The organism is Ornithinibacillus liuyingii (assembly GCF_055550225.1).
Window position 1 is genome coordinate 368,718 of record NZ_JBPWOS010000001.1, and the last position, 20,619, is coordinate 389,336.

Below are 20,619 nucleotides of genomic sequence, written 5' to 3' on the forward strand. Positions count from 1 at the left end.
GCAAGTAATGGCAGTAAAAATTCGTTTAAAACGTATGGGTTCTAAAAGAAATCCTTTTTATCGTATTGTAGTAGCAGATTCTCGTTCTCCTCGTGACGGACGTTCTATTGAGCAAATTGGAACTTATAATCCTGTAGTTGATCCAATTGAAGTTAAAATAGATGAAGCAAAAGCACTTGACTGGATGGCAAAAGGCGCTAAGCCAAGCGATACAGTACGTAACTTATTCTCAAAAGAAGGCATCATGAAGAAATTCCACGAACAAAAAACTAACAAGTAAAGTAGTGTGATATCATGAAAGCCCTAATAGAGTCGATTGTTACACCATTAGTTGATTACCCTGAGGATGTTAAGGTAACGGAAAGAGAAGAGGACAGCAAGATTGTTTATCATCTTACCGTGAATCAGCATGACGTCGGCAAGGTAATTGGTAAGAATGGACGTATTGCAAAAGCGATTCGTACAGTGGTTTATGCAGCTAAGTCTGATGCTAATAAACGAATCTATTTAGATATCATGTGAGGGAAAGGGAAACCTTTCCCTTTTTTAGCAGATTGGGAACAAAGTGTACCCAAATCAATATAAGCATTATTTGCGTAGAGGATAAGCAGAGACAGTTTTTCTAATACATTCACAAGAAACTAGCTTCTTTCAATCATTTTAGCCTTAGAAATAATAAATACTTTTTGAAGGTGCACGGATTAGTTCCATTACACCATACTCGAAGGGAAATACTAGGAGTATATTTGGTAAGAGAATAACAGACGAATGGACACCAATAAAAGGGAAGGTTGAGGCGAGAAATAACGTGAATATCATAAAAAAGGTTGTCATAAAACAAGTAATCACGGATAAAAGTAAAGCAGCTTTAAAAGAAAAATTTATGAAACATAAAATGCGACTTGAACAAGAGTGTCAACAATTGTTATTCGAACAACGAAAACTACAAAATAAAAAAAGCTTGTCTAAACAGGAATTCCAAGATCGATTCCAGCAAGAGATAAAAAATAGAAAAGAAAAAATAAAGCTAGTAGAGTTTAAAATAGAGCAATTGGAAATGCTAGAAATTGGAAGCGAGATTGTTGAAGGTGAAGTTGAAGCTCTTGTTGAGGTGAAGGTTGGCACGCATTGGAATGAAATTATGGAACAAACAGCCATTATTATTAAAGACGGCGTTGTCGTCAGAATAGATAACTAGCAGCAGGTGAGAGATATGGAAGAAAAAATGTTTACAGTAGGAAAAATAATTAATACACATGGTATCCGTGGAGATTTAAAAGTCCTTCGAGTAAGTGATTTTGATGATCGATTTAAGGTTGGGAACTTGCTATATTTAGTTACGAATCAAAAAGTCATTCGCGAATTAGAAATTGATGGACATCGAATTCATAAAGGTTTTGATTTAATTCATTTTAAAGGCTTAGATAATATTAATGATGTCGAGCACTTTAAAGGCTCAACCTTGAAAATCAAGGAGTCTCAGCTTACTGAATTAGATGAAAATGAATACTATTATCATGAAATCATAGGATGTGAAGTATTCACTACGGATGGAGATAGTATAGGGAAAGTGAAAGAAATACTAGCTCCAGGTGCAAATGATGTATGGGTGGTAAAGCAACCAAAGGGAAAAGATATTTTAATTCCATATATAGAAGAAGTGGTAATTGAAATTGATGTAGATCATAAACGAATTATGATAGAACCTATGGAAGGATTGCTTGATTAATGCAAATTGATATTCTAACTTTATTTCCTGAAATGATTGAAAGTGTATTTAATACTTCCATCTTAAAAAAAGCACAGGAAAAAGAAAAGTTTCATTATAATCTCATAAACTTCCGTGATTATACGGAAAACAAACATAATAAAGTAGATGATTATCCTTACGGTGGCGGAGCTGGTATGGTATTATCTCCTCAACCTATATTTGATGCGGTAGAAGCGGCCACAAAGGATAAAGTAGCTAAACCACGAGTTGTTTTAATGTGCCCTCAAGGTGAGCGATATACACAGAAAAAAGCCGAGGAATTAGCAAAGGAAGAACATTTAGTTATTATTTGTGGACATTATGAAGGGTATGATGAGCGAATACGAGAGCATCTTGTTACGGATGAGATTTCGATAGGCGATTATATTTTAACTGGCGGAGAATTAGGGGCAATGGTTGTTGTAGATAGTGTGGTACGACTTTTGCCAGATGTTTTAGGTAACCAAGAATCAGCACCGCAGGATTCTTATTCAACAGGACTTCTCGAACATCCACACTATACAAGACCAGCCGATTTTAGAGGTATGAAAGTTCCAGAAGTACTTACTTCAGGAGACCATGCTAAAATAGAAGCCTGGCGAAAAGCCGAATCTCTAAAAAGAACCTATGAGCGACGAAAGGATTTGCTAGAAAATTATCCACTAACCGAGGAAGATAAGAAGATTCTAGAGAATTTTAAAAACCGAACGTAACAGAACATCAATGCTTTAATTTTCATGTAGCATACAGGAATAGGACGATCTATCCGCATCGTAATAGTTAAATATTATGTGTCCATGAAACAAAATCTACTTGCAAAGTAGAACATTCAGCTATGCTACTATAGTAAACTCGGGTAGCAGTAGGTGGAGCATGATTATTTTTATGATTAACTAGTTGAAGTCTATCTCGTATTATGATATATTAATTATTGTGCTTAAGTACGATTAAGTACGTATAAACGATGTTCCGCTGTTACCAATTGGAAATAAGAGCATTGGTTTGGAAGGAGTTGAACAGGATGCAAAAATTAATCGAAGAAATCACACAAGATCAGCTTCGTAACGATCATCCTGATTTCCGCCCAGGAGATACTGTAAAGGTTCACGTTAAAGTTGTCGAAGGCAGCCGTGAACGTATTCAGGTATACGAAGGTGTCGTTATTAAACGTCAAAACGGTGGAATCAGCGAGACATTTACAGTAAGAAAGATTTCTTATGGTGTAGGTGTAGAACGTACTTTCCCAGTACATTCACCTCGTATTGATAAAATCGAAGTTACACGTCGCGGTATCGTACGTCGTGCTAAACTTTACTATCTTCGTAATCTACGCGGAAAAGCAGCACGTATTAAAGAACGTCGATAAGACTAGAAATCAAAAAAAGCATTTAGAAAGGAGCTTGGTATTTTATTCAAGCTCCTTTTTACATAATATAATAAAAACAGAATTGCTACATGGTAATAACGAGTACAATATTGTAGGTTTCGGAGGTTGAATTATGGCTAAAAAGGGTAAAAGTGAGTGGCTAGATTGGATAAAAGCACTATTGATCGCATTCGGATTAGCCTTTCTTGTCAGAACCTTTTTATTCACACCCATTATCGTCGATGGTCCTTCTATGCAGCCAACATTACATGATCGAGATCAAATGATTGTGAATAAGTTTTTGTATAACTTTAACGAACCAGAACGATTTGACATTGTCGTATTTCATGCTAATGACCAAAAGGATTTTATCAAACGTGTTATTGCATTACCTGGAGAGCATGTAGCATATAAAGATAATATATTATATATAAATGGTCAACCTATTGAAGAAAACTTCCTTCATGATAAGGAAGTCTGGACATATAACTTTGAGCTAGAGGAATTAACAGGTAATTATAGTACCGTTCCAGAAGGGTATGTATTCGTATTAGGTGATAACCGTACAAACTCAACAGATAGCCGCATACTTGGTCCAATACCAATGGATCAAATAGTTGGGAAAGCAAGTGTTATTTATTGGCCATTCGATAGATTTGAATTCATAGGAGAGTAGACTAGCTATGACAATACAATGGTTTCCTGGCCATATGGCCAAAGCAAGAAGAGAAATAGAGGAAAAGCTTAAACTCGTTGATTTTGTAATGGAGCTTGTAGATGCGCGTGCACCACTATCTTCACAAAATCCAATGCTGCAGCAAGTATTACAAAGCAAAGAGAAAATGGTTTTATTAATGAAACGAGATTTAGCGGATTCGAAAGTAACAAATGAATGGATAGACTATTTTAAAGAACGTGGCATACCTGCATTAGCAGTTAATGTTAATGACAAAGCTGATATCAATCGAGTTATTCAGTTAGCAAAAGAACTAGGACAGAAAAAGCTTGAGAAATTAATAAAAAAAGGAATTAAACCTCGGCCGGCTAGAGCGATGATAGTAGGGATACCGAATGTTGGTAAATCAACTTTAATAAACCGACTTGCCAAGAAAAAAATTGCTAAAGTTGGTGACCGACCTGGCGTAACAAAACAGCAGCTATGGATCAAAGTGAAAAAGGAATTTGAACTATTGGATACGCCTGGTATTCTTTGGCCCAAATTTGAAGACCAAACTGTCGGATATCGACTAGCAGCAATTGGAACGATAAAAGATCAATTACTTTCCTTACAGGATATTGTGGCTTTCGTTATCAATTATTTACAAGAATATTACCCTAATTCGTTAGAAGAGCGTTATCAAATTGAGCAGACGGAAAATGACATGTTGGAAATTTTTATGAAAATTGGTAAGCTAAGAGGTGCTCTTGAAAGTGGTGGTAATGTCAATTTCGATAAGGTTTCGGATATTGTTATCCGTGATTTAAGAACGGGTCGTCTTGGTATGATTACACTAGAACGACCAACAGAGGAAGCATAAAGACATACATCAAGTTGATGGATGTCTTTTATTTTTTTTGGTACATGCCGATATAAAGGGAAGAAGGATAGGTGTTAAAATGGGGAAACAATCAATAAATGAAATAAAAGTATTACTTCAAGAGGATAAGCTTTCAGATGCTGAGATAATGTTACTTCAATCGGATACACGTAAAGGTGTACAACAACTCATAAAAACGTATGAAAAAAGAAAACGGAATGAAGCAGCACTAGTGCAGGCCTATGAGGAGATGTGTACATATGAAAGAAAATGTTATCAAGTTGGTAAGAAATTAGTAGCTGGTATTGATGAAGCAGGTCGGGGGCCTTTAGCAGGTCCGGTGGTTGCCGCTGCCGTTATTTTACCCGTGGATTTTAAATTACTCGGTCTCAATGACTCTAAACAATTGAATGAAGCTAAACGAGAAGAATACTTTGAGGTTATTCGGGAAAAAGCAATCTCCTATGGGATATCCATCATTGATAGTCAAACAATAGATCAAATTAATATTCTAGAAGCGACCAAATTGGCGATGAAGAATGCACTATTACAGTTGAATCCTTATCCTCAGCATGTATTGATTGATGCGGTTAAATTAGATGATTTACCTTATAGTTCCGAAGCAATCATTAAGGGAGATGCAAAAAGTATATCGATTGCCGCAGCTAGTGTGCTTGCTAAAGTAACCCGTGATAGACTGATGAAGGAAATACATAACGAGTTTCCAATGTATGATTTCCGCTCCAATATGGGATATGGAACCCGTGAACATATGGTGAATTTAGTACAGTATGGGCCATCGCCATACCATCGTAAATCATTTGCACCAGTTAAAGAGAATATAAAGTGAGTGATGTAGTTGAATATCCAAGATGTTCTAGGTAAAACGTTAACTAATAGTAAGGAGCCCGTTCAAACACTTCGCTTAGGTCAAATAGTCCAAGGCAGAATTATGAAGCTTTACCCAAACAATAAAGCCCATATTCAACTTGGGGTGATGCAGTTAATTGCGCAGCTAGAGGCGCCATTAGAAATAGGAAATAACTATCACTTTCAGGTACAAGCATTAGGACAAGTAGCCCAGCTGAAAGTAATAGCAGAATCTCCTACTAATCCTAATAGGTCAGAGTTACCTATTATCCATTTACTACAACAGCTGGGAATAAATCCTACTAAAATAATGCAGGAATTTGTAAAGGTTCTCATGCAGGAAAAGATTCCATTTGAGAAAGGACAATTACAAAATTCTTATGTTCTATTAGAGTCTGCAAGTAATAAAGAACAGGCACAAGCTTTATTAAAAGAAATGATAGTAAGTCGTATGCCAATAAACGATTCTGTTTTTCAGGCCTTGTTTGCAAGTAAGTTTGGAAGTTTTACCAATCAACTTGAATCACTAGACTCGGTGTTACGACAGAATTTAGCTACGCAGCCAAATATAAATAATGGGTTAGTCTCCCAGATTAATCAATTAACCGGAAATACAAACCAAATACCGGTAAAACAAATTATTCCATTACTAAACAGTCCGGAATTAGTCTATGTTTTAAAAGCAAGCGGAATGATTGATCAAGATATTCCGTTTCGCATATGGAATAATCGGGTAATACAGAATGCAGACAACGGATTGATGAATTTAAATCAGCTGTTTACTACTAATACAGTAAAGGAATTACAAGCTAGCATATCCAAGCTGGAAGTAATACAACAGCATGCTTCTTCTCTATTAACTAAATGGGAGAATCTTCTTCAACAAAGTGTAACGAACAATGTTTCGATTTCTGAAGAAAATTTTACTAATTTGAAGCGAGAAGTGGAGTTAAGTACTCTTCCATTTACTTTAAAACATGGGGAATTACGTAATCACCCACAATCATTACGAGTCTTACTCCACCATTTAGCAACATTAAGTAACCAAGAAAATTATTCGAAAGTGGATTCATTTTTACATCATTTCATAAAGGAATCTTTTGTTCAACAGACGAAGACGATCTTGGAGGACATGGGAATACAGTATGAGAAAGCTATCTTGAAAGATGAAACTAATCCGAGCAATTCGTTAAAAGGAATGTTATTACAGCTTATCCAATCAAGTGATGGAACGATCCTAGAACAAGGAACCAAGCTATTACATGTTATAAATGGTATACAGCTACAATCATACAGTGAATCCGATAAAATGATTCAGGCTAATCTCTTATTACCAGGTGGTAGAATCGGCCTAGATAGTGATATTGCGTTAAACTTTGAAGGGAAGAAAACAGAAGCTGGTGAGATCAATCCTGATTATTGTCGAATTGTGTTCTTTTTGGAACTAGCAAACTTGGAACAAACGGTGATTGATATGAATATTCAAAAACGTTCAATCTCCATAACGGTATTAAACGATCAACCGATAGAAGGGATTACCCAGTCACTAAAACCGTTACTAAAGGAGGGATTAGAGAAGCTTGAGTACTATCTTTCCAATGTATCGGTTAAGCCGTTAACTAACCAAGAGAATGTGGCGAAGAATAGTAAACCAACGTACCAAACTAAACAACAAGCTTCCTACCAAGGAGTTGATTTTCGTATATGAATCAGATAAGAAAAAAGGCTGTAGCATTAAGCTATGAGCAAGATAAGAAGCACCCTCCACGAGTAAGTGCTACCGGAAAAGGATTAGTTGCGGATAATATTATTAAGATTGCTAATGAAAATCAAGTACCCATTATGGAGGATAAGACATTAGTTGAACTACTATCTGAGCTAGATATTAATGAAAAAGTTCCAGAGGAATTGTATCAGGCAGTAGCAGAAGTGTTTGCATTTATATACAGGGCTGACCAAAAGCTAGAGCAAAAAAATATTTAAAAATATTTTACGACAAAAGTTGGCTCTTTTCTTGTGCAATTTTCTGTTTTTTAATACAATAAAACTGCAGTGATTTTTGATGGGAGGACAAAGAATGAATATTCATGAGTATCAAGGGAAAGAAGTTTTACAGAGTTTTGGTGTAAAGGTTCCTAATGGATATGTTGCATATACGGTAGATGAGGCTGTAGAGGCAGCCGAAAAATTAGGTACATCCGTTACTGTAGTAAAAGCACAAATTCATGCTGGTGGACGAGGAAAAGCTGGTGGAGTGAAGGTTGCTAAGAATTTAGAGGAAGTACGTACATACGCTGAAGAAATTCTTGGTAAAACATTAGTAACTCACCAAACAGGTCCTGAAGGAAAAGAAGTTAAGCGTTTACTTATTGAAGAAGGATGTGATATTAAGAAAGAATATTACATCGGTGTTGTTCTTGACCGTGCTACCTCTCGTGTTGTAATGATGGGATCTGAAGAAGGTGGTACAGAGATTGAGGAAGTGGCAGCTGCTACTCCAGAAAAGATCTTTAAAGAAGTGATAGATCCTGTTGTTGGGCTAATGCCTTACCAAGCTCGTAGACTAGCATTTAATATGAATATTCCCGATGAATTGCTAGGGAAAGCAGTTAAATTTATGACTGGATTATACCAAGCATTTGTTGAGAAAGATTGCTCCATTGCAGAAATTAACCCACTAGTTACTACTGGTGATGGAGAGGTTTTAGCACTTGATGCTAAATTGAACTTTGATGATAACGCATTATACCGTCAAAAAGATGTGCTTGAATATCGCGATTTAGATGAAGAAGATGAAAAGGAAATTGAAGCATCCAAATATGACCTTAGTTATGTTGCGCTAGATGGTAACATTGGTTGTATGGTTAATGGTGCTGGTCTAGCTATGTCTACGATGGACATCATTAAGCATTACGGCGGAGAACCGGCTAACTTCTTAGATGTTGGGGGCGGTGCTACTGCAGAAAAGGTTACAGAAGCATTTAAGATTATTCTATCTGACAAAAATGTAAAAGGGATTTTCGTTAATATCTTCGGTGGAATCATGAAATGTGATGTAATTGCTGAAGGTGTAGTGGAAGCGACTAAACAAGTTGGATTAAATCTTCCATTAGTTGTTCGTCTTGAAGGAACGAATGTTGATTTAGGGAAGAAGATTTTAAATGAATCAGGATTGAACATTATTCCTGCAGACTCTATGGCTGATGGTGCAGAAAAAATAGTAACCTTAGTTAAAGAAGCTTAATGGATTTAAAATCTTGTATATTAATAGACTAGACTTTGGAAAGGGCGGACTATAATGAGTGTATATGTAAATAAAGATACGAAAGTAATTGTCCAGGGTATAACTGGTGGTACTGCAAGATTCCATACAAAACAAATGCTTGAATATGGTACAAAGATTGTTGGTGGAGTAACACCGAAAAAAGGTGGAACTGAAGTAGAAGGTGTACCTGTATTCAATACAGTACAAGAGGCGGTTGAAGTGACAGGTGCTACAGCTTCTGTTATTTATGTTCCTGCACCATTTGCAGCGGATGCTATTATGGAAGCGGTAGATGCTGAGCTAGACCTAGTTATTTGTATCACTGAACATATTCCAGTACTTGATATGGTTAAAGTGAAACGTTATATGGAAGGCAAGAAAACACGTTTAATTGGACCAAACTGCCCAGGGGTAATTACTGCAGATGAATCGAAAATTGGTATTATGCCTGGTTATATTCATACGAAAGGTCATATTGGTGTCGTTTCCCGTTCTGGAACATTAACGTATGAAGCTGTTCATCAATTATCACAAGCAGGTTATGGTCAAACAACTGCTGTAGGTATTGGTGGAGATCCGGTTAATGGTACAAACTTTATTGACGTATTAAAAGAATTCAATGAAGACCCTGAAACTTATGCAGTCGTCATGATTGGTGAAATCGGTGGTACTGCTGAAGAAGAAGCTGCTGAATGGGTAAAAGCGAACATGACGAAGCCAGTAGTTGGTTTCATCGGTGGAGCAACAGCACCTCCAGGAAAACGTATGGGTCATGCTGGTGCGATTATTTCTGGTGGTAAAGGTACAGCAGATGAAAAAATCAGAGTGATGAATGAATGTGGAATCGAAGTTGCAGAAACGCCTTCAGTAATTGGAGAAACAATGATTCGCGTTCTTCAAGAAAAAGGATTAGCAGAAAAGTGTAAAACACACTAATCTGTATAGCTAAAGGGGCAGGGACCTAATAAGGGATAATCAGAAATAGCCTATTGTATATCAACAAGAGGGATCTTCTGTGATTATCTACTTTGTCTCGGCCTCTTCCTTTATACAGATAGCATATAGAAGGGAAGTGACAATTTGTTACAAAATACAAGGCAAAGATTAATTCATCTCCACCGATGTCGTTATATGTCGAGAAGGAATTTACGACGTTTACTACGAATGGATCCCTCCTTAGCTTATATCTTCCTTATATCCTCAACCGAAATAAGCCATTATCTATCCATTAGAAAAAATCAAGCCGAGATACTATATCAGGATATACACAACACACAATTGATTCATGATACTTTACAGGATATAAAAGCCTATCATATCATTACGTTAATTGACGAAACCTATCCTCCCATGTTAAAAACAATTAAAGATGCACCAATCGTACTTTATTGCTATGGGGACGATACATTACTCTATAAAACTCCATCCATAAGTGTAATAGGTACTAGAAATCCTTCTTTAGATGCTATGAACAAAACAAAGTATATTATTAGTCCATTAATAAAGGATAACTGGGTCATTGTCAGTGGGATGGCTAAAGGAATTGATAGTTATGCACATCGACTGGCATTACATGAAGGGGGAAAAACGATTGCAGTATTAGGTAGTGGATTTGAGTATATCTACCCTAATGAAAATACATTCCTTTTTCAGCAGCTAGTAAAAGATGGCTTAGCCCTCTCAGAATATCCACCAAAAGTACCACCAAGAAAATTCCACTTTCCTGAAAGGAACCGAATTATTAGTGGACTAAGCTTCGCTACAGTTGTGATAGAGGCGACAGAAAGAAGTGGAACCATGATAACGGTAGATCAGGCATTAGATCAGGGAAGGGAAGTATTTGCTGTACCAGGATCACCCCATATCCCTCAATCAATTGGATGTCTGAAACTAATTCAGGAAGGGGCAACAATGGCAGTTACTTATGAAGACATTATGAGTGATTGGAGAAATAAGTCTTTCTTACGCACTAATTCAGAATGAAATTCATTCTATGTTTGACAATTATGTCGTATATATTTATTATTAGTGAGGATTTGATAATCAATTATATACTGGTAAATATACTTATTTTAATTAGGTTTAATTTGAAAATGTTGACATTTACTACATCAATTCTTACATTTAGATGTATAGCACTTTTAGGACACGAATGATTTAGGAGTAATGGTACTAGGTTTTTCGTTACCTCAGGCTAAGGAGGAAGAGAATGGCAGACTATCTCGTAATTGTAGAATCACCTGCGAAAGCGAAAACAATTGAACGATACTTAGGTAAAAAATACAAAGTAAGAGCTTCTATGGGACATGTTATTGACTTACCGAAAAGTCAGATGGGTGTCAATGTAGAAGAAGGTTATAAATTAAAATATATTACTATACGTGGTAAAGGTGATGTATTAAAAGATTTAAAAAAATCAGCTAAAAAGGCAAAAAAAATATATCTCGCAGCCGACCCGGATCGCGAAGGAGAAGCAATTGCCTGGCATCTTGCACATGCCTTGAATGTCGATGAAAATTCGAAATGTCGTGTAGTATTTAATGAAATAACAAAAGATGCCATTAAGGAATCCTTTAAAAATCCCCGCTCTATTGATATGGACTTAGTAGATGCACAGCAAGCTAGAAGAGTGCTGGATCGATTGGTCGGTTATAACATTAGCCCGTTACTATGGAAAAAAGTTAAAAAGGGATTAAGTGCTGGTCGTGTACAATCCGTAGCATTGAAGATGATTATTGACCGTGAAAATGAAATTAATGACTTTAAACCAGAAGAATATTGGTCAATTGAAGCTAGCTTCTTAAAGGATCAGGACTCATTTGAAGGAGCTTTTTACGGAATCGATGGGAAAAAATTAGAGCTTAAATCAGAGGCAGAAGTAAAAGAAGTTCTAAATAAACTAGTAGATAAACAGTTTACGATTAATACAGTGACGAAAAAGGAAAGAAGGCGAAATCCTGCCTTACCTTTTACAACTTCATCATTACAACAGGAAGCAGCAAGAAAGTTAAACTTCCGAGCTAAAAAGACGATGATGATAGCACAGCAATTGTATGAAGGTATTGATCTTGGAAAGGCTGCAGGTGGTATAACTGGTCTCATTACGTATATGCGTACCGATTCAACCCGTATTTCTGAAACAGCAAAAGGTGAAGCAAAGGAATACGTTGAGAATAAATATGGGAGTGAATATCTAGGTACTGAAAGAAAAGAAAAGAAAAGTGAAAATGCCCAGGATGCCCATGAAGCAATACGTCCCACATCAGTGATGAGAGAGCCAAACTCATTAAAGACAGTTTTATCTAGGGATCAATTACGCCTGTACAAGCTAATTTGGGAACGCTTTTTAGCAAGTCAAATGGCACCAGCTATCTTAGACACCATGTCAGTACAGTTAGTTAATAATAATGTAGAATTTCGTGCAAATGGTTCAAAGGTAAAATTTAAAGGTTTCATGAAGGTATATGTGGAAGGTACAGATGATAATAAAAAAGACGAGGATAAATTTTTACCGAATCTGGAAGAAGGAATGATTGTAGAGGCAAGTGAAATCAAACCGAACCAACATTTCACGCAACCACCACCACGCTTTACTGAAGCTAGATTAGTCAAAACGATGGAAGAGCTAGGTATTGGTAGACCTTCCACTTATGCTCCTACTCTTGATACGATTCAAAGACGAGGATATGTGACATTAGATAACAAACGATTCGTACCAACGGAACTGGGGATTATCGTTGTGGATTTATTAAAGGAATTTTTCCCGGAAATTATTGATGTGGAATTTACAGCCAAAATGGAACATGACCTTGACTCCATAGAAGAAGGAGAAGTGGAGTGGGTAAATATTATCGATGATTTCTATCATGGGTTTCAGAAGCGCTTAACAAAAGCGGAAGAGGAAATGGAAAAAATAGAAATTAAAGATGAGCCTGCTGGTATTGAATGTGAAAACTGTGGTCATGAGATGGTTTATAAAATGGGACGATACGGCAAATTCTTAGCTTGTTCGAACTTCCCAGAATGTCGAAATACAAAACCGATACTAAAAGAGATTGGCGTAACATGTCCTACTTGTAAGAAAGGTAATGTGGTAGAACGTAAATCTAAGAAACGACGTGTATTCTATGGTTGTGATCGCTTTCCGGAATGTGATTTTGTTTCTTGGGATAAGCCGATAGCAAGACCATGCCCTAAATGTGATTCACTCTTGGTAGAGAAAAGGTTGAAAAAGGAAACCCAAATTGTTTGTACAAATTGTGATTATCAAGAAAATACGCAAGGATAAAAGAGTCGCTCCTATGAGCGCCTTTTATTTTGCTTTCGTTCTGTAGTTGGCGTAAAATGTCTAATTGTGAAGAGTAAAAAAGTTCTAATTTGTATTAAATGTTTCGGTATTTTTGAAAAGGGTAAATAATAATGTGAATTTTGATTATAAATTTTTGAACAATTGGTAAAAATAGGGATAGGGTGTTTTTACATTTTTGAAGGTATCGGAAAATGTCGAAAAATTAGTTGTTACGGATTGACTATTTATAGTGAAGTCGCTATAATTATCCAGTGGTAAGCCGAACTACTTGACAGTACTAACATAAATACTTCGTTTAGTATTGCGGTTATTTCAGAATTTTGTTACAATTTTGTTAAGTTGATTGCAAAGTTAATCACATAGTGGTATATTTTTATGTGGCTGTTAAGCAAGTTTGGGGTGAGTATTTGGATTATCTTACACAACACAAACAGGCATTTACAGAGTACCTTCAAATTGAAAAAAATGCTTCGCCATACACTGTAGAATATTACAATCATGACTTAGAAGAATTTTTCGCTTTTGTAGAACGAGAAGGCTTTGAGTCCCTTCGAGAAATCGATCAGCGTGCTGTTCGTGTTTTTCTTACTGCTCTTTATGATCGACAGCTTTCAAGAAGATCTGTATCAAGAAAGATATCAAGTATACGAACTTTTTTTAAGTTTTTAGAGAGAGAGAATGTAATTGATTCAAACGCCTTTATGCTAATAAGTTTGCCGAAAGCTGCAAAGCCTATTCCGGGATTTCTCTATGAAGAGGAAATGGAAAAACTATTTGAAATAAATGATGCTAATGATCCATTAGGACAACGAAATCAAGCATTATTAGAAGCACTATACGGAACTGGGATTCGGGTGAGTGAATGTCAGAGTCTTAGATTGAAGGATATAGATTTTTCTGTTGGAACATTGCTTGTAAGAGGAAAAGGAAAGAAAGAACGATATGTTCCTTTTGGAAGCTATGCAGAAAAAGCACTTCAATTGTACATACATGACGGTAGAAAAAAGTTACTCGAAAAATCTGGTTCAAATTCCGAAGTGGTTTTTCTGAACTCAAGAGGTAATCCGATAACAACTAGAGGAATTCGATTAGTGTTGAAAAATATGATGGAAAAAGCAGCACTTACTATAAATGTACATCCACATAAATTAAGACATACCTTTGCAACACATATGTTAAATGAGGGTGCTGATTTACGAACAGTACAGGAACTCTTGGGACATGAAAGTTTATCATCTACGCAAATTTATACACATGTTACGAAGGATCATTTGCGTAATATTTACTTAAATAGTCACCCAAGGGCAAAAAAGTAAGGATGACGGAAGAGGTGATCTTTGTTGGCACAAGAAATTCATGCAACCACCATATTTGCAGTGAGACATAACGGTCATTGTGCAATGAGTGGTGATGGTCAGGTAACACTGGGGAATTCCGTTGTAATGAAACATAAAGCTAAGAAGGTTCGTAGATTGTTTAATGGTCAAGTACTAGCGGGATTTGCAGGTTCTGTCGCAGATGCGTTTACCCTTTTTGAAAAATTTGAAGGGAAATTACAGGCTTTTAATGGAAATCTGACTCGAGCTGCTGTGGAATTAGCACAAGAATGGCGCAGTGATAGAGTTTTACGTAAGTTAGAAGCTATGTTGATTGTCATGAATAAAGATAGTATGTTGTTAATCTCAGGGACTGGTGAGGTAATTGAACCAGACGATGGTATTCTAGCAATTGGTTCAGGTGGTAATTATGCACTGAGTGCTGGTAGGGCACTTGTAAACTACGCAGAGCATCTTACAGCAGCAGATATTGCACTAGCTGCAATGAAAATCGCGGGTGAGATTTGTGTGTTTACAAACGATCAAATTACGCTGGAAGTACTTGATTAAAGAGGAGGCCATGCATAATGGAGATGAACTATACTCCAAGACAGATCGTAAATCAACTAGATAATTATATTATTGGACAACAAAGTGCCAAGAAATCTGTTGCAGTTGCCCTAAGGAATCGATATCGAAGAACCTTATTAGATGAAAAACTCAAAGAAGAAATAGTCCCCAAAAACATCTTAATGATTGGCCCTACTGGGGTTGGTAAGACAGAAATTGCTAGACGTCTTGCGAAATTAGTTAGTGCCCCATTTGTGAAAGTTGAAGCAACTAAGTTTACTGAAGTTGGATATGTAGGAAGAGATGTTGAATCCATGGTCCGAGATTTAGTCGAAATGTCTTTACGAATGGTAAAGGAAGAAAAGATGAACGGAGTCATGGATAAGGCAAAAGAAGAGGCAAATAAAAAACTTGTAAAATTATTAGTGCCTCAAGTTAAGAAACAATCCACTATCTCCAATCCATTTGAAATGCTTTTTTCTAATCAAGGTAATCAAGAGGATTCAGATGAGAGTGAAAAGGATGAGGAGATTAAGAATAAACGGAGTAGAGTGGCACATCAACTTGCCATGGGGGAATTAGAAGACCATATTGTTACCATTGAAATGGAAGAAATTCCACCTTCCATGTTTGATCTATTACAAGGTTCAGGAATGGAACAAATGGGTATGAACATGCAAGATGCTCTTGGGCAATTTATGCCAAAGAAGAAGAAAAAACGTAAGCTTCCTGTTTCCGAAGCAAGAAAAGTTCTCATCCAACAGGAAGCTCAAAAGCTTGTTGATATGGAGGAAGTATCACAAGAAGCGATACAAAAGGCTGAACAGTCTGGCATTATTTTTATTGATGAGATTGATAAAGTTGCCGGAAAACAAGATAACTCTCCGAATGTATCACGAGAGGGAGTACAGCGAGACATCCTTCCGATTGTCGAAGGTTCTACTGTCGTAACGAAGCATGGTCCGGTTAAAACAGATCATATGCTATTTATAGCTGCAGGAGCTTTTCATATGGCTAAACCATCCGATTTGATTCCGGAACTGCAAGGGAGATTTCCAATTCGGGTAGAATTAGAGAAGCTTTCCGTTGAAGATTTTGTTCGTATTCTAAATGAACCTTCGAATGCTTTACTAAAACAGTATCAAGCTCTATTAAAAACAGAAGGTATAAATGTAGTATTTACAGACAAAGCTGTAAATAGAATTGCAGAAATTGCCTATCAAGTAAATCAAGATACAGATAACATTGGTGCTAGAAGACTTCATACTATACTAGAGAAGTTATTAGAGGATTTATCCTTTGAAGCACCTGATGTTTCGATGGACACGGTTGAAATAACACCAGAGTACGTCGATCAAAAACTTAGCACAATTGTTAAAAATAAAGACTTAAGTCAATTTATACTATAATAAATAAAATGGAGGAATAACTATCATGGAACTATTAGACCGCGCAAGAAAAATTAACTCAATGTTGCAAAAAGCAACAGGTAAATCAGTAAACTTTAACGACATGGCTGTATCACTAACAGAGGTAATTAAGGGGAATGTGTTCATCCTTAGTAGAAGAGGGAAATTATTAGGATATGCCATCAATCAAGAAATTGAAAATGAGCGAATGAAACAAATGCTTGAGGAAAGACAATTCCCAGAGGAATATACAGAAGGATTATTCCATATCCATGAAACAACTGCTAACCTAGATATTAATAGTCAGTACACAGTATTTCCAGTTGAGAACAGAGATCTATTCAAGGATGGCTTAACGACAATTGTACCAATTATTGGTGGTGGAGAACGTCTTGGAACATTAATCATCGGTAGATTAAAAGAATCATTTAACAATGATGATCTATTGTTAGCTGAATATGGTGCAACTGTTGTTGGAATGGAAATTCTTCATGAGAAGACAGAAGAGATTGAAATGGAAGCTAGAAGTAAAGCAGTGGTACAAATGGCAATCAGCTCTCTTTCTTATAGTGAACTAGAAGCTATTGATCATATCTTCGAAGAGCTTAACGGTAATGAAGGACTTTTAGTAGCAAGTAAAATTGCTGATCGCGTAGGAATTACAAGATCTGTTATTGTTAATGCATTAAGAAAGCTTGAAAGTGCTGGTGTAATTGAATCACGCTCACTAGGTATGAAAGGTACTTATATAAAAGTACTAAACGATAAATTCCTAGTTGAATTAGAAAAATTACGTTCTAGATAAATAGCTAAAAAGAGCTCCTGGGTGGTACCCCCAAAAGTTAGTTTTCTACTCTAACTTTTGGGATGGACCCCTAAGGTAGCTCTTTTTTATTTACAACTTATTTGCCTCTTAAGCAGTTGACAATTAGGAAAGATATCCTCTAAACTGGCTCGTTATAATTTATCTTCTAATAATCCTTCAAGGAAAATAAGGCTAAACACCACATATTTACCAATAAATTCACATTTGTATAGATACTAAGTACTAAGTCTTTAGTATAATTAGTGTAAGATTTTTACATTTTTCAACAATCGAATTGTACTATTTAGGAAAGCGGTACCATAAATATTATCGTATTTTATAGTTAAATATACCTAGTATTACACTCCTGTTTTGCTTGTTAGACCAGAAAACTGTCGAATTTTGATAGACTTTGTATCGCATATAAATTACAATGTTCGTAGAGAAACGATTATTTGTGTCGGTCTTTAAAAAATAGTAATCATAAGGAGGTTGCAATGATGGATTTGTTTAGTGGAACGATTAATACGTTACAACAATCACTTAACTACGCTTCGATTAAAAACCAGACAATAGCTTCCAATATTGCGAATGTGGATACTCCGAACTATAAGTCCAAGGAAGTGGTCTTTAAAGATGTACTTCAAGGTGAACTTTCCAATACGTTAACAGCTAAGCGAACAAACCCCAGACATTTACCGTTTGAACACGAGCAAAATTTATCTTATAAAATTGTTCAACGAAATAACACGTTGTATAACCATAACGGAAATAACGTGGATATTGATAAAGAGATGGCTGAACTAGCAGAAAATCAAATTTATTACCAAAGTCTAGTAGACAGAATTAACGGCAAGTTTAATAGTTTACAAACTGTAATAAAAGGAGGTAGGTAATCCATGTCTATCTTTAACGCAATGAATGCTAGCGCAAGTGCACTAACAGCACAACGCTTAAGAATGGATGTCATATCATCCAACATCGCAAATGCAAATACAACAAGAGCAACAGTAAATGAAAATGGTGCGGTAGAACCATACCGTAGGAAGATGGTAGAGGTAGAGCCTTCTGACCGTAATTTTCGCACTTTTTTAAATAAGGCAACGAATAATACCTCCAATAATCCTGCGAGTGGTGTGAAAGTGACTAGTATTGTAGAGGATGAAGAGCCATTTAAATTAGTTTACAATCCAACACATCCAGATGCTAATGAAGCTGGTTATGTACAAATGCCGAATGTCGATCCACTCAAAGAAATGGTTGATTTAATGAGTGCGACAAGATCCTATGAGGCCAATATAACCGCACTGAATGCTAGTAAAAGTATGTTGATGAAGGCTTTAGAAATTGGCAAATAAGGAGAATAGTGATGAGTTTATCGATTAATGGATTACATAATTCAACAATAAATTCAACGAATGGTAAGCAATTAATTACACCTGGAGAAGCACAAGCGAATTTCGCTAACTTGTTAAAGAATGCGATTTATAATGTCAATGAATTACAAGTAGAATCTGACAAAAAGACAGAGGCACTTGCTATGGGTCAAATCAATGACTTACATGACGTTATGATTACTGCTCAAAAAGCGAGTGTAACACTGCAAGCTACAGTTGAAATTCAACGTAAGGCAATTGATGCATATACCGAGATAATGAGAATGCAAGTATAAAAGGTATTCTATTAAAGTATATATCGGATTGACTTAATGGTCTTTTAACAAAAAATATAAAATTAATAACTAGACTTGTTATAAAGGTTTTGGTTGTTAATTTGTTTTCGAATTTGGCGGGGGAGTACATGAACAACGAAAAAATAATGAAATTAAAAGAAACGGCAAAAACTTTTTGGTCAAGCCGGTCAAAAGGTCAAAAAAGCTTAATAATTGGTTCTTCGCTTGCTGTGATTGCTTTAATAGCAGTTATTTCATTATTTGCGACGAAATCAGATTACATGCCATTGTATAAGAATTTATCGTTACAAGAGGTTGGGCAAATTAAAACGGAATTAGATGCTAGAGGAGTTCCGTATGAATTAGGCGATGGCGGTACTACTATTTCTGTTCCAAAAGAGCAAGCGGATAGTCTGTTAGTAGACTTAGCGGGTCAAGGGATTCCTAATAGTGGCAATATTGATTACTCCTTCTTTAGTGAAAATACTTCATGGGGGATAACAGATAACGAATTTAATGTGATGCACCTAGATGCGATGCAAACGGAGCTAGCGAATTTGATTACAAGAATTCAGGGGATTAATAATGCTACTGTAATGATTACCATGCCTAAGGAACCTATATTTGTTAGTGAGCAGACACAACCAACAGAAGCTGCCATCATAATAGAAACTGAACCGGGGTATCAGTTTGAAGGTAATCAGATCAAAGCATTATACCAACTAGTGTCTAAAGCAGTACCGAATCTACAACCTGAAAATATCAGCATTATGAATCAATATTCCGAGTTTTATGACATGAATAACGAAAATAGTAATGGATTCCAAGATGCATATACATATCAACAAACAGTAAAGCGTGATATCGAAAGAGATATTCAAAGAAGATTACAACAAATGCTTGGTACGATGGTTGGAATGGACAATGTCATCGTTTCTGTAACTGCTGATATTGATTTCACTCAGGAAAACAGAGTGGAAGAGATTGTTGAACCAACAGATCCTGAGAATATGGAAGGTTTACCAGTTAGTATCGAAACGATTCGTGAAACGTATTCTGGCGCTGGAGCAAATCAAGTTGGAGGAGTTGCAGGTGCTGGCGATGGAGACATCCCTGGATATGCAGGTGCTGATGCAGGTGATGATGGAGAATATGAATATATTAAGGAAACAGTTAATAATGAATTCAACCGGATTCAAAAAGAAATTATCGAAAGTCCCTATAAGGTCCGCGACTTAGGAATACAAGTTGCTGTGGACAGATTAGATTATGAAGGAAATAGATTAAACGCAGCACAAGAAGACGAAGTTAGAAATAGTATCAATGATATTTTAAATTCGATTATCGCAACATCGATTGATCCAGGATTTCAAACGGAGGATCTAGCTGATAATCCGAATGACCCTAGAACGTCAATCGTGTTTCAAGAATTTAGTGGTATGACTACTCCAACAACTGATCCTGGATTTAAGATTCCAGTCTGGATGTATGTAGTAGGTGGAGTATTACTTTTAATTATTATAATCTTAATAATTCTATTATTTAAGCGAAAGTCTAACGCAATAGCCGAGGAGAATCGTGAGGCAGCAATTGCGGTGGAGACTGTTGATACTGTTCCAGATATTGAAGTGGAAGAAGCAACAGAAACAATTCAACGTAGAAAACAATTAGAAAAAATGGCCAAAGACAAACCAGAAGAGTTTGCGAAGCTATTACGTGGATGGATAGGAGAAGATTAGGAGGTATGAA

Annotated in this window: 23 protein-coding genes; all 23 read left to right on the forward strand. The window is 36.2% G+C overall.

From position 1 onward, the window contains the following. The first annotated feature begins 7 nt into the window (after positions 1-7). The 23 genes from rpsP (at position 8) to fliF (ending at position 20,609) form a co-directional block, all read left to right on the forward strand. The gene (gene rpsP, locus ACSKT4_RS01835; RefSeq protein ID WP_186868649.1) at positions 8-280 is read left to right on the forward strand and encodes a 30S ribosomal protein S16; all 273 of its coding nucleotides are present in this window, start codon (positions 8-10) and stop codon (positions 278-280) included. 14 nt (positions 281-294) lie between these two features. Further along, positions 295-522 carry a KH domain-containing protein gene (locus tag ACSKT4_RS01840; RefSeq protein WP_186868650.1) on the forward strand — a complete coding sequence of 76 codons (228 nt, stop codon included), beginning with the start codon at positions 295-297 and terminating at the stop codon, positions 520-522. Between the two features lie 286 nt (positions 523-808). Beyond that, positions 809-1,198: a YlqD family protein gene (locus ACSKT4_RS01845; protein WP_186868651.1), complete on the forward strand. Its 390-nt coding sequence runs from the start codon at positions 809-811 to the stop codon at positions 1,196-1,198. 15 nt (positions 1,199-1,213) lie between these two features. Beyond that, complete coding sequence (gene rimM / locus ACSKT4_RS01850; RefSeq protein WP_186868652.1) at positions 1,214-1,729, forward strand: ribosome maturation factor RimM; 516 nt, start codon at positions 1,214-1,216, stop codon at positions 1,727-1,729. After that, on the forward strand, positions 1,729-2,463 hold the full coding sequence (gene trmD, locus ACSKT4_RS01855) for a tRNA (guanosine(37)-N1)-methyltransferase TrmD (protein WP_186868653.1): 735 nt from the start codon (positions 1,729-1,731) through the stop codon (positions 2,461-2,463). The genes rimM and trmD overlap by 1 nt, the downstream gene beginning before the upstream one ends. Before the next feature lie 308 nt (positions 2,464-2,771). Continuing rightward, complete coding sequence (gene rplS / locus ACSKT4_RS01860; protein ID WP_186868821.1) at positions 2,772-3,116, forward strand: 50S ribosomal protein L19; 345 nt, start codon at positions 2,772-2,774, stop codon at positions 3,114-3,116. A gap of 133 nt (positions 3,117-3,249) precedes the next feature. Beyond that, entirely contained in the window at positions 3,250-3,792 is a 543-nt protein-coding gene (gene lepB, locus ACSKT4_RS01865; RefSeq protein ID WP_211741495.1) for a signal peptidase I, read from the forward strand. Positions 3,793-3,799: 7 nt separating this feature from the next. After that, positions 3,800-4,654, forward strand: coding sequence for a ribosome biogenesis GTPase YlqF (ylqF, locus tag ACSKT4_RS01870; protein ID WP_186868655.1), 855 nt, complete (start codon positions 3,800-3,802; stop codon positions 4,652-4,654). A gap of 79 nt (positions 4,655-4,733) precedes the next feature. Beyond that, positions 4,734-5,504, forward strand: coding sequence for a ribonuclease HII (locus ACSKT4_RS01875; RefSeq protein ID WP_186868656.1), 771 nt, complete (start codon positions 4,734-4,736; stop codon positions 5,502-5,504). Between the two features lie 9 nt (positions 5,505-5,513). Then, the gene (locus ACSKT4_RS01880; protein ID WP_186868657.1) at positions 5,514-7,232 is read left to right on the forward strand and encodes a hypothetical protein; all 1,719 of its coding nucleotides are present in this window, start codon (positions 5,514-5,516) and stop codon (positions 7,230-7,232) included. Next, positions 7,229-7,507: an EscU/YscU/HrcU family type III secretion system export apparatus switch protein gene (locus ACSKT4_RS01885; RefSeq protein ID WP_186868658.1), complete on the forward strand. Its 279-nt coding sequence runs from the start codon at positions 7,229-7,231 to the stop codon at positions 7,505-7,507. The genes ACSKT4_RS01880 and ACSKT4_RS01885 overlap by 4 nt, the downstream gene beginning before the upstream one ends. 94 nt (positions 7,508-7,601) lie before the next feature. Further along, positions 7,602-8,768: an ADP-forming succinate--CoA ligase subunit beta gene (gene sucC, locus ACSKT4_RS01890; protein WP_186868659.1), complete on the forward strand. Its 1,167-nt coding sequence runs from the start codon at positions 7,602-7,604 to the stop codon at positions 8,766-8,768. Between the two features lie 54 nt (positions 8,769-8,822). Continuing rightward, positions 8,823-9,725, forward strand: coding sequence for a succinate--CoA ligase subunit alpha (sucD, locus tag ACSKT4_RS01895; RefSeq protein WP_186868660.1), 903 nt, complete (start codon positions 8,823-8,825; stop codon positions 9,723-9,725). 228 nt (positions 9,726-9,953) lie between these two features. Then, positions 9,954-10,772, forward strand: coding sequence for a DNA-processing protein DprA (gene dprA / locus ACSKT4_RS01900; protein WP_255488071.1), 819 nt, complete (start codon positions 9,954-9,956; stop codon positions 10,770-10,772). Between the two features lie 226 nt (positions 10,773-10,998). After that, the gene (gene topA / locus ACSKT4_RS01905; protein ID WP_465822737.1) at positions 10,999-13,077 is read left to right on the forward strand and encodes a type I DNA topoisomerase; all 2,079 of its coding nucleotides are present in this window, start codon (positions 10,999-11,001) and stop codon (positions 13,075-13,077) included. A 428-nt stretch (positions 13,078-13,505) separates the two neighbouring features. Next, positions 13,506-14,414 carry a tyrosine recombinase XerC gene (gene xerC, locus ACSKT4_RS01910; RefSeq protein ID WP_186868662.1) on the forward strand — a complete coding sequence of 303 codons (909 nt, stop codon included), beginning with the start codon at positions 13,506-13,508 and terminating at the stop codon, positions 14,412-14,414. 24 nt (positions 14,415-14,438) lie between these two features. Then, positions 14,439-14,984, forward strand: a complete 546-nt coding sequence (gene hslV / locus ACSKT4_RS01915; protein WP_186868663.1) for an ATP-dependent protease subunit HslV — start codon at positions 14,439-14,441, stop codon at positions 14,982-14,984. 17 nt (positions 14,985-15,001) lie between these two features. Beyond that, the gene (gene hslU, locus ACSKT4_RS01920) at positions 15,002-16,393 is read left to right on the forward strand and encodes an HslU--HslV peptidase ATPase subunit (RefSeq protein WP_186868664.1); all 1,392 of its coding nucleotides are present in this window, start codon (positions 15,002-15,004) and stop codon (positions 16,391-16,393) included. A 25-nt stretch (positions 16,394-16,418) separates the two neighbouring features. Further along, positions 16,419-17,198 carry a GTP-sensing pleiotropic transcriptional regulator CodY gene (gene codY, locus ACSKT4_RS01925; RefSeq protein WP_186868665.1) on the forward strand — a complete coding sequence of 260 codons (780 nt, stop codon included), beginning with the start codon at positions 16,419-16,421 and terminating at the stop codon, positions 17,196-17,198. Positions 17,199-17,698: 500 nt separating this feature from the next. Further along, entirely contained in the window at positions 17,699-18,094 is a 396-nt protein-coding gene (gene flgB / locus ACSKT4_RS01930; RefSeq protein ID WP_186868666.1) for a flagellar basal body rod protein FlgB, read from the forward strand. Between the two features lie 3 nt (positions 18,095-18,097). Next, the gene (gene flgC / locus ACSKT4_RS01935; protein ID WP_186868667.1) at positions 18,098-18,556 is read left to right on the forward strand and encodes a flagellar basal body rod protein FlgC; all 459 of its coding nucleotides are present in this window, start codon (positions 18,098-18,100) and stop codon (positions 18,554-18,556) included. Positions 18,557-18,567: 11 nt separating this feature from the next. Next, positions 18,568-18,870: a flagellar hook-basal body complex protein FliE gene (gene fliE, locus ACSKT4_RS01940; RefSeq protein WP_186868668.1), complete on the forward strand. Its 303-nt coding sequence runs from the start codon at positions 18,568-18,570 to the stop codon at positions 18,868-18,870. Between the two features lie 128 nt (positions 18,871-18,998). Next, complete coding sequence (fliF, locus tag ACSKT4_RS01945) at positions 18,999-20,609, forward strand: flagellar basal-body MS-ring/collar protein FliF (protein ID WP_186868669.1); 1,611 nt, start codon at positions 18,999-19,001, stop codon at positions 20,607-20,609. Positions 20,610-20,619: the final 10 nt, after the last annotated feature.

What these genes read in the sequence shown, in the direction of transcription:
- rpsP (WP_186868649.1), top strand. Translation starts at nt 8, where the DNA reads ATGGCAGTAAAAATTCGTTTAAAACGTATGGGTTCTAAAAGAAATCCT.
- ACSKT4_RS01840 (WP_186868650.1), top strand. Translation starts at nt 295, where the DNA reads ATGAAAGCCCTAATAGAGTCGATTGTTACACCATTAGTTGATTACCCT.
- rimM (WP_186868652.1), top strand. Translation starts at nt 1,214, where the DNA reads ATGGAAGAAAAAATGTTTACAGTAGGAAAAATAATTAATACACATGGT.
- trmD (WP_186868653.1), top strand. Translation starts at nt 1,729, where the DNA reads ATGCAAATTGATATTCTAACTTTATTTCCTGAAATGATTGAAAGTGTA.
- rplS (WP_186868821.1), top strand. Translation starts at nt 2,772, where the DNA reads ATGCAAAAATTAATCGAAGAAATCACACAAGATCAGCTTCGTAACGAT.
- lepB (WP_211741495.1), top strand. Translation starts at nt 3,250, where the DNA reads ATGGCTAAAAAGGGTAAAAGTGAGTGGCTAGATTGGATAAAAGCACTA.
- ylqF (WP_186868655.1), top strand. Translation starts at nt 3,800, where the DNA reads ATGACAATACAATGGTTTCCTGGCCATATGGCCAAAGCAAGAAGAGAA.
- ACSKT4_RS01875 (WP_186868656.1), top strand. Translation starts at nt 4,734, where the DNA reads ATGGGGAAACAATCAATAAATGAAATAAAAGTATTACTTCAAGAGGAT.
- ACSKT4_RS01885 (WP_186868658.1), top strand. Translation starts at nt 7,229, where the DNA reads ATGAATCAGATAAGAAAAAAGGCTGTAGCATTAAGCTATGAGCAAGAT.
- sucC (WP_186868659.1), top strand. Translation starts at nt 7,602, where the DNA reads ATGAATATTCATGAGTATCAAGGGAAAGAAGTTTTACAGAGTTTTGGT.
- sucD (WP_186868660.1), top strand. Translation starts at nt 8,823, where the DNA reads ATGAGTGTATATGTAAATAAAGATACGAAAGTAATTGTCCAGGGTATA.
- dprA (WP_255488071.1), top strand. Translation starts at nt 9,954, where the DNA reads ATGGATCCCTCCTTAGCTTATATCTTCCTTATATCCTCAACCGAAATA.
- topA (WP_465822737.1), top strand. Translation starts at nt 10,999, where the DNA reads ATGGCAGACTATCTCGTAATTGTAGAATCACCTGCGAAAGCGAAAACA.
- hslU (WP_186868664.1), top strand. Translation starts at nt 15,002, where the DNA reads ATGGAGATGAACTATACTCCAAGACAGATCGTAAATCAACTAGATAAT.
- codY (WP_186868665.1), top strand. Translation starts at nt 16,419, where the DNA reads ATGGAACTATTAGACCGCGCAAGAAAAATTAACTCAATGTTGCAAAAA.
- flgB (WP_186868666.1), top strand. Translation starts at nt 17,699, where the DNA reads ATGGATTTGTTTAGTGGAACGATTAATACGTTACAACAATCACTTAAC.
- flgC (WP_186868667.1), top strand. Translation starts at nt 18,098, where the DNA reads ATGTCTATCTTTAACGCAATGAATGCTAGCGCAAGTGCACTAACAGCA.
- fliE (WP_186868668.1), top strand. Translation starts at nt 18,568, where the DNA reads ATGAGTTTATCGATTAATGGATTACATAATTCAACAATAAATTCAACG.
- fliF (WP_186868669.1), top strand. Translation starts at nt 18,999, where the DNA reads ATGAACAACGAAAAAATAATGAAATTAAAAGAAACGGCAAAAACTTTT.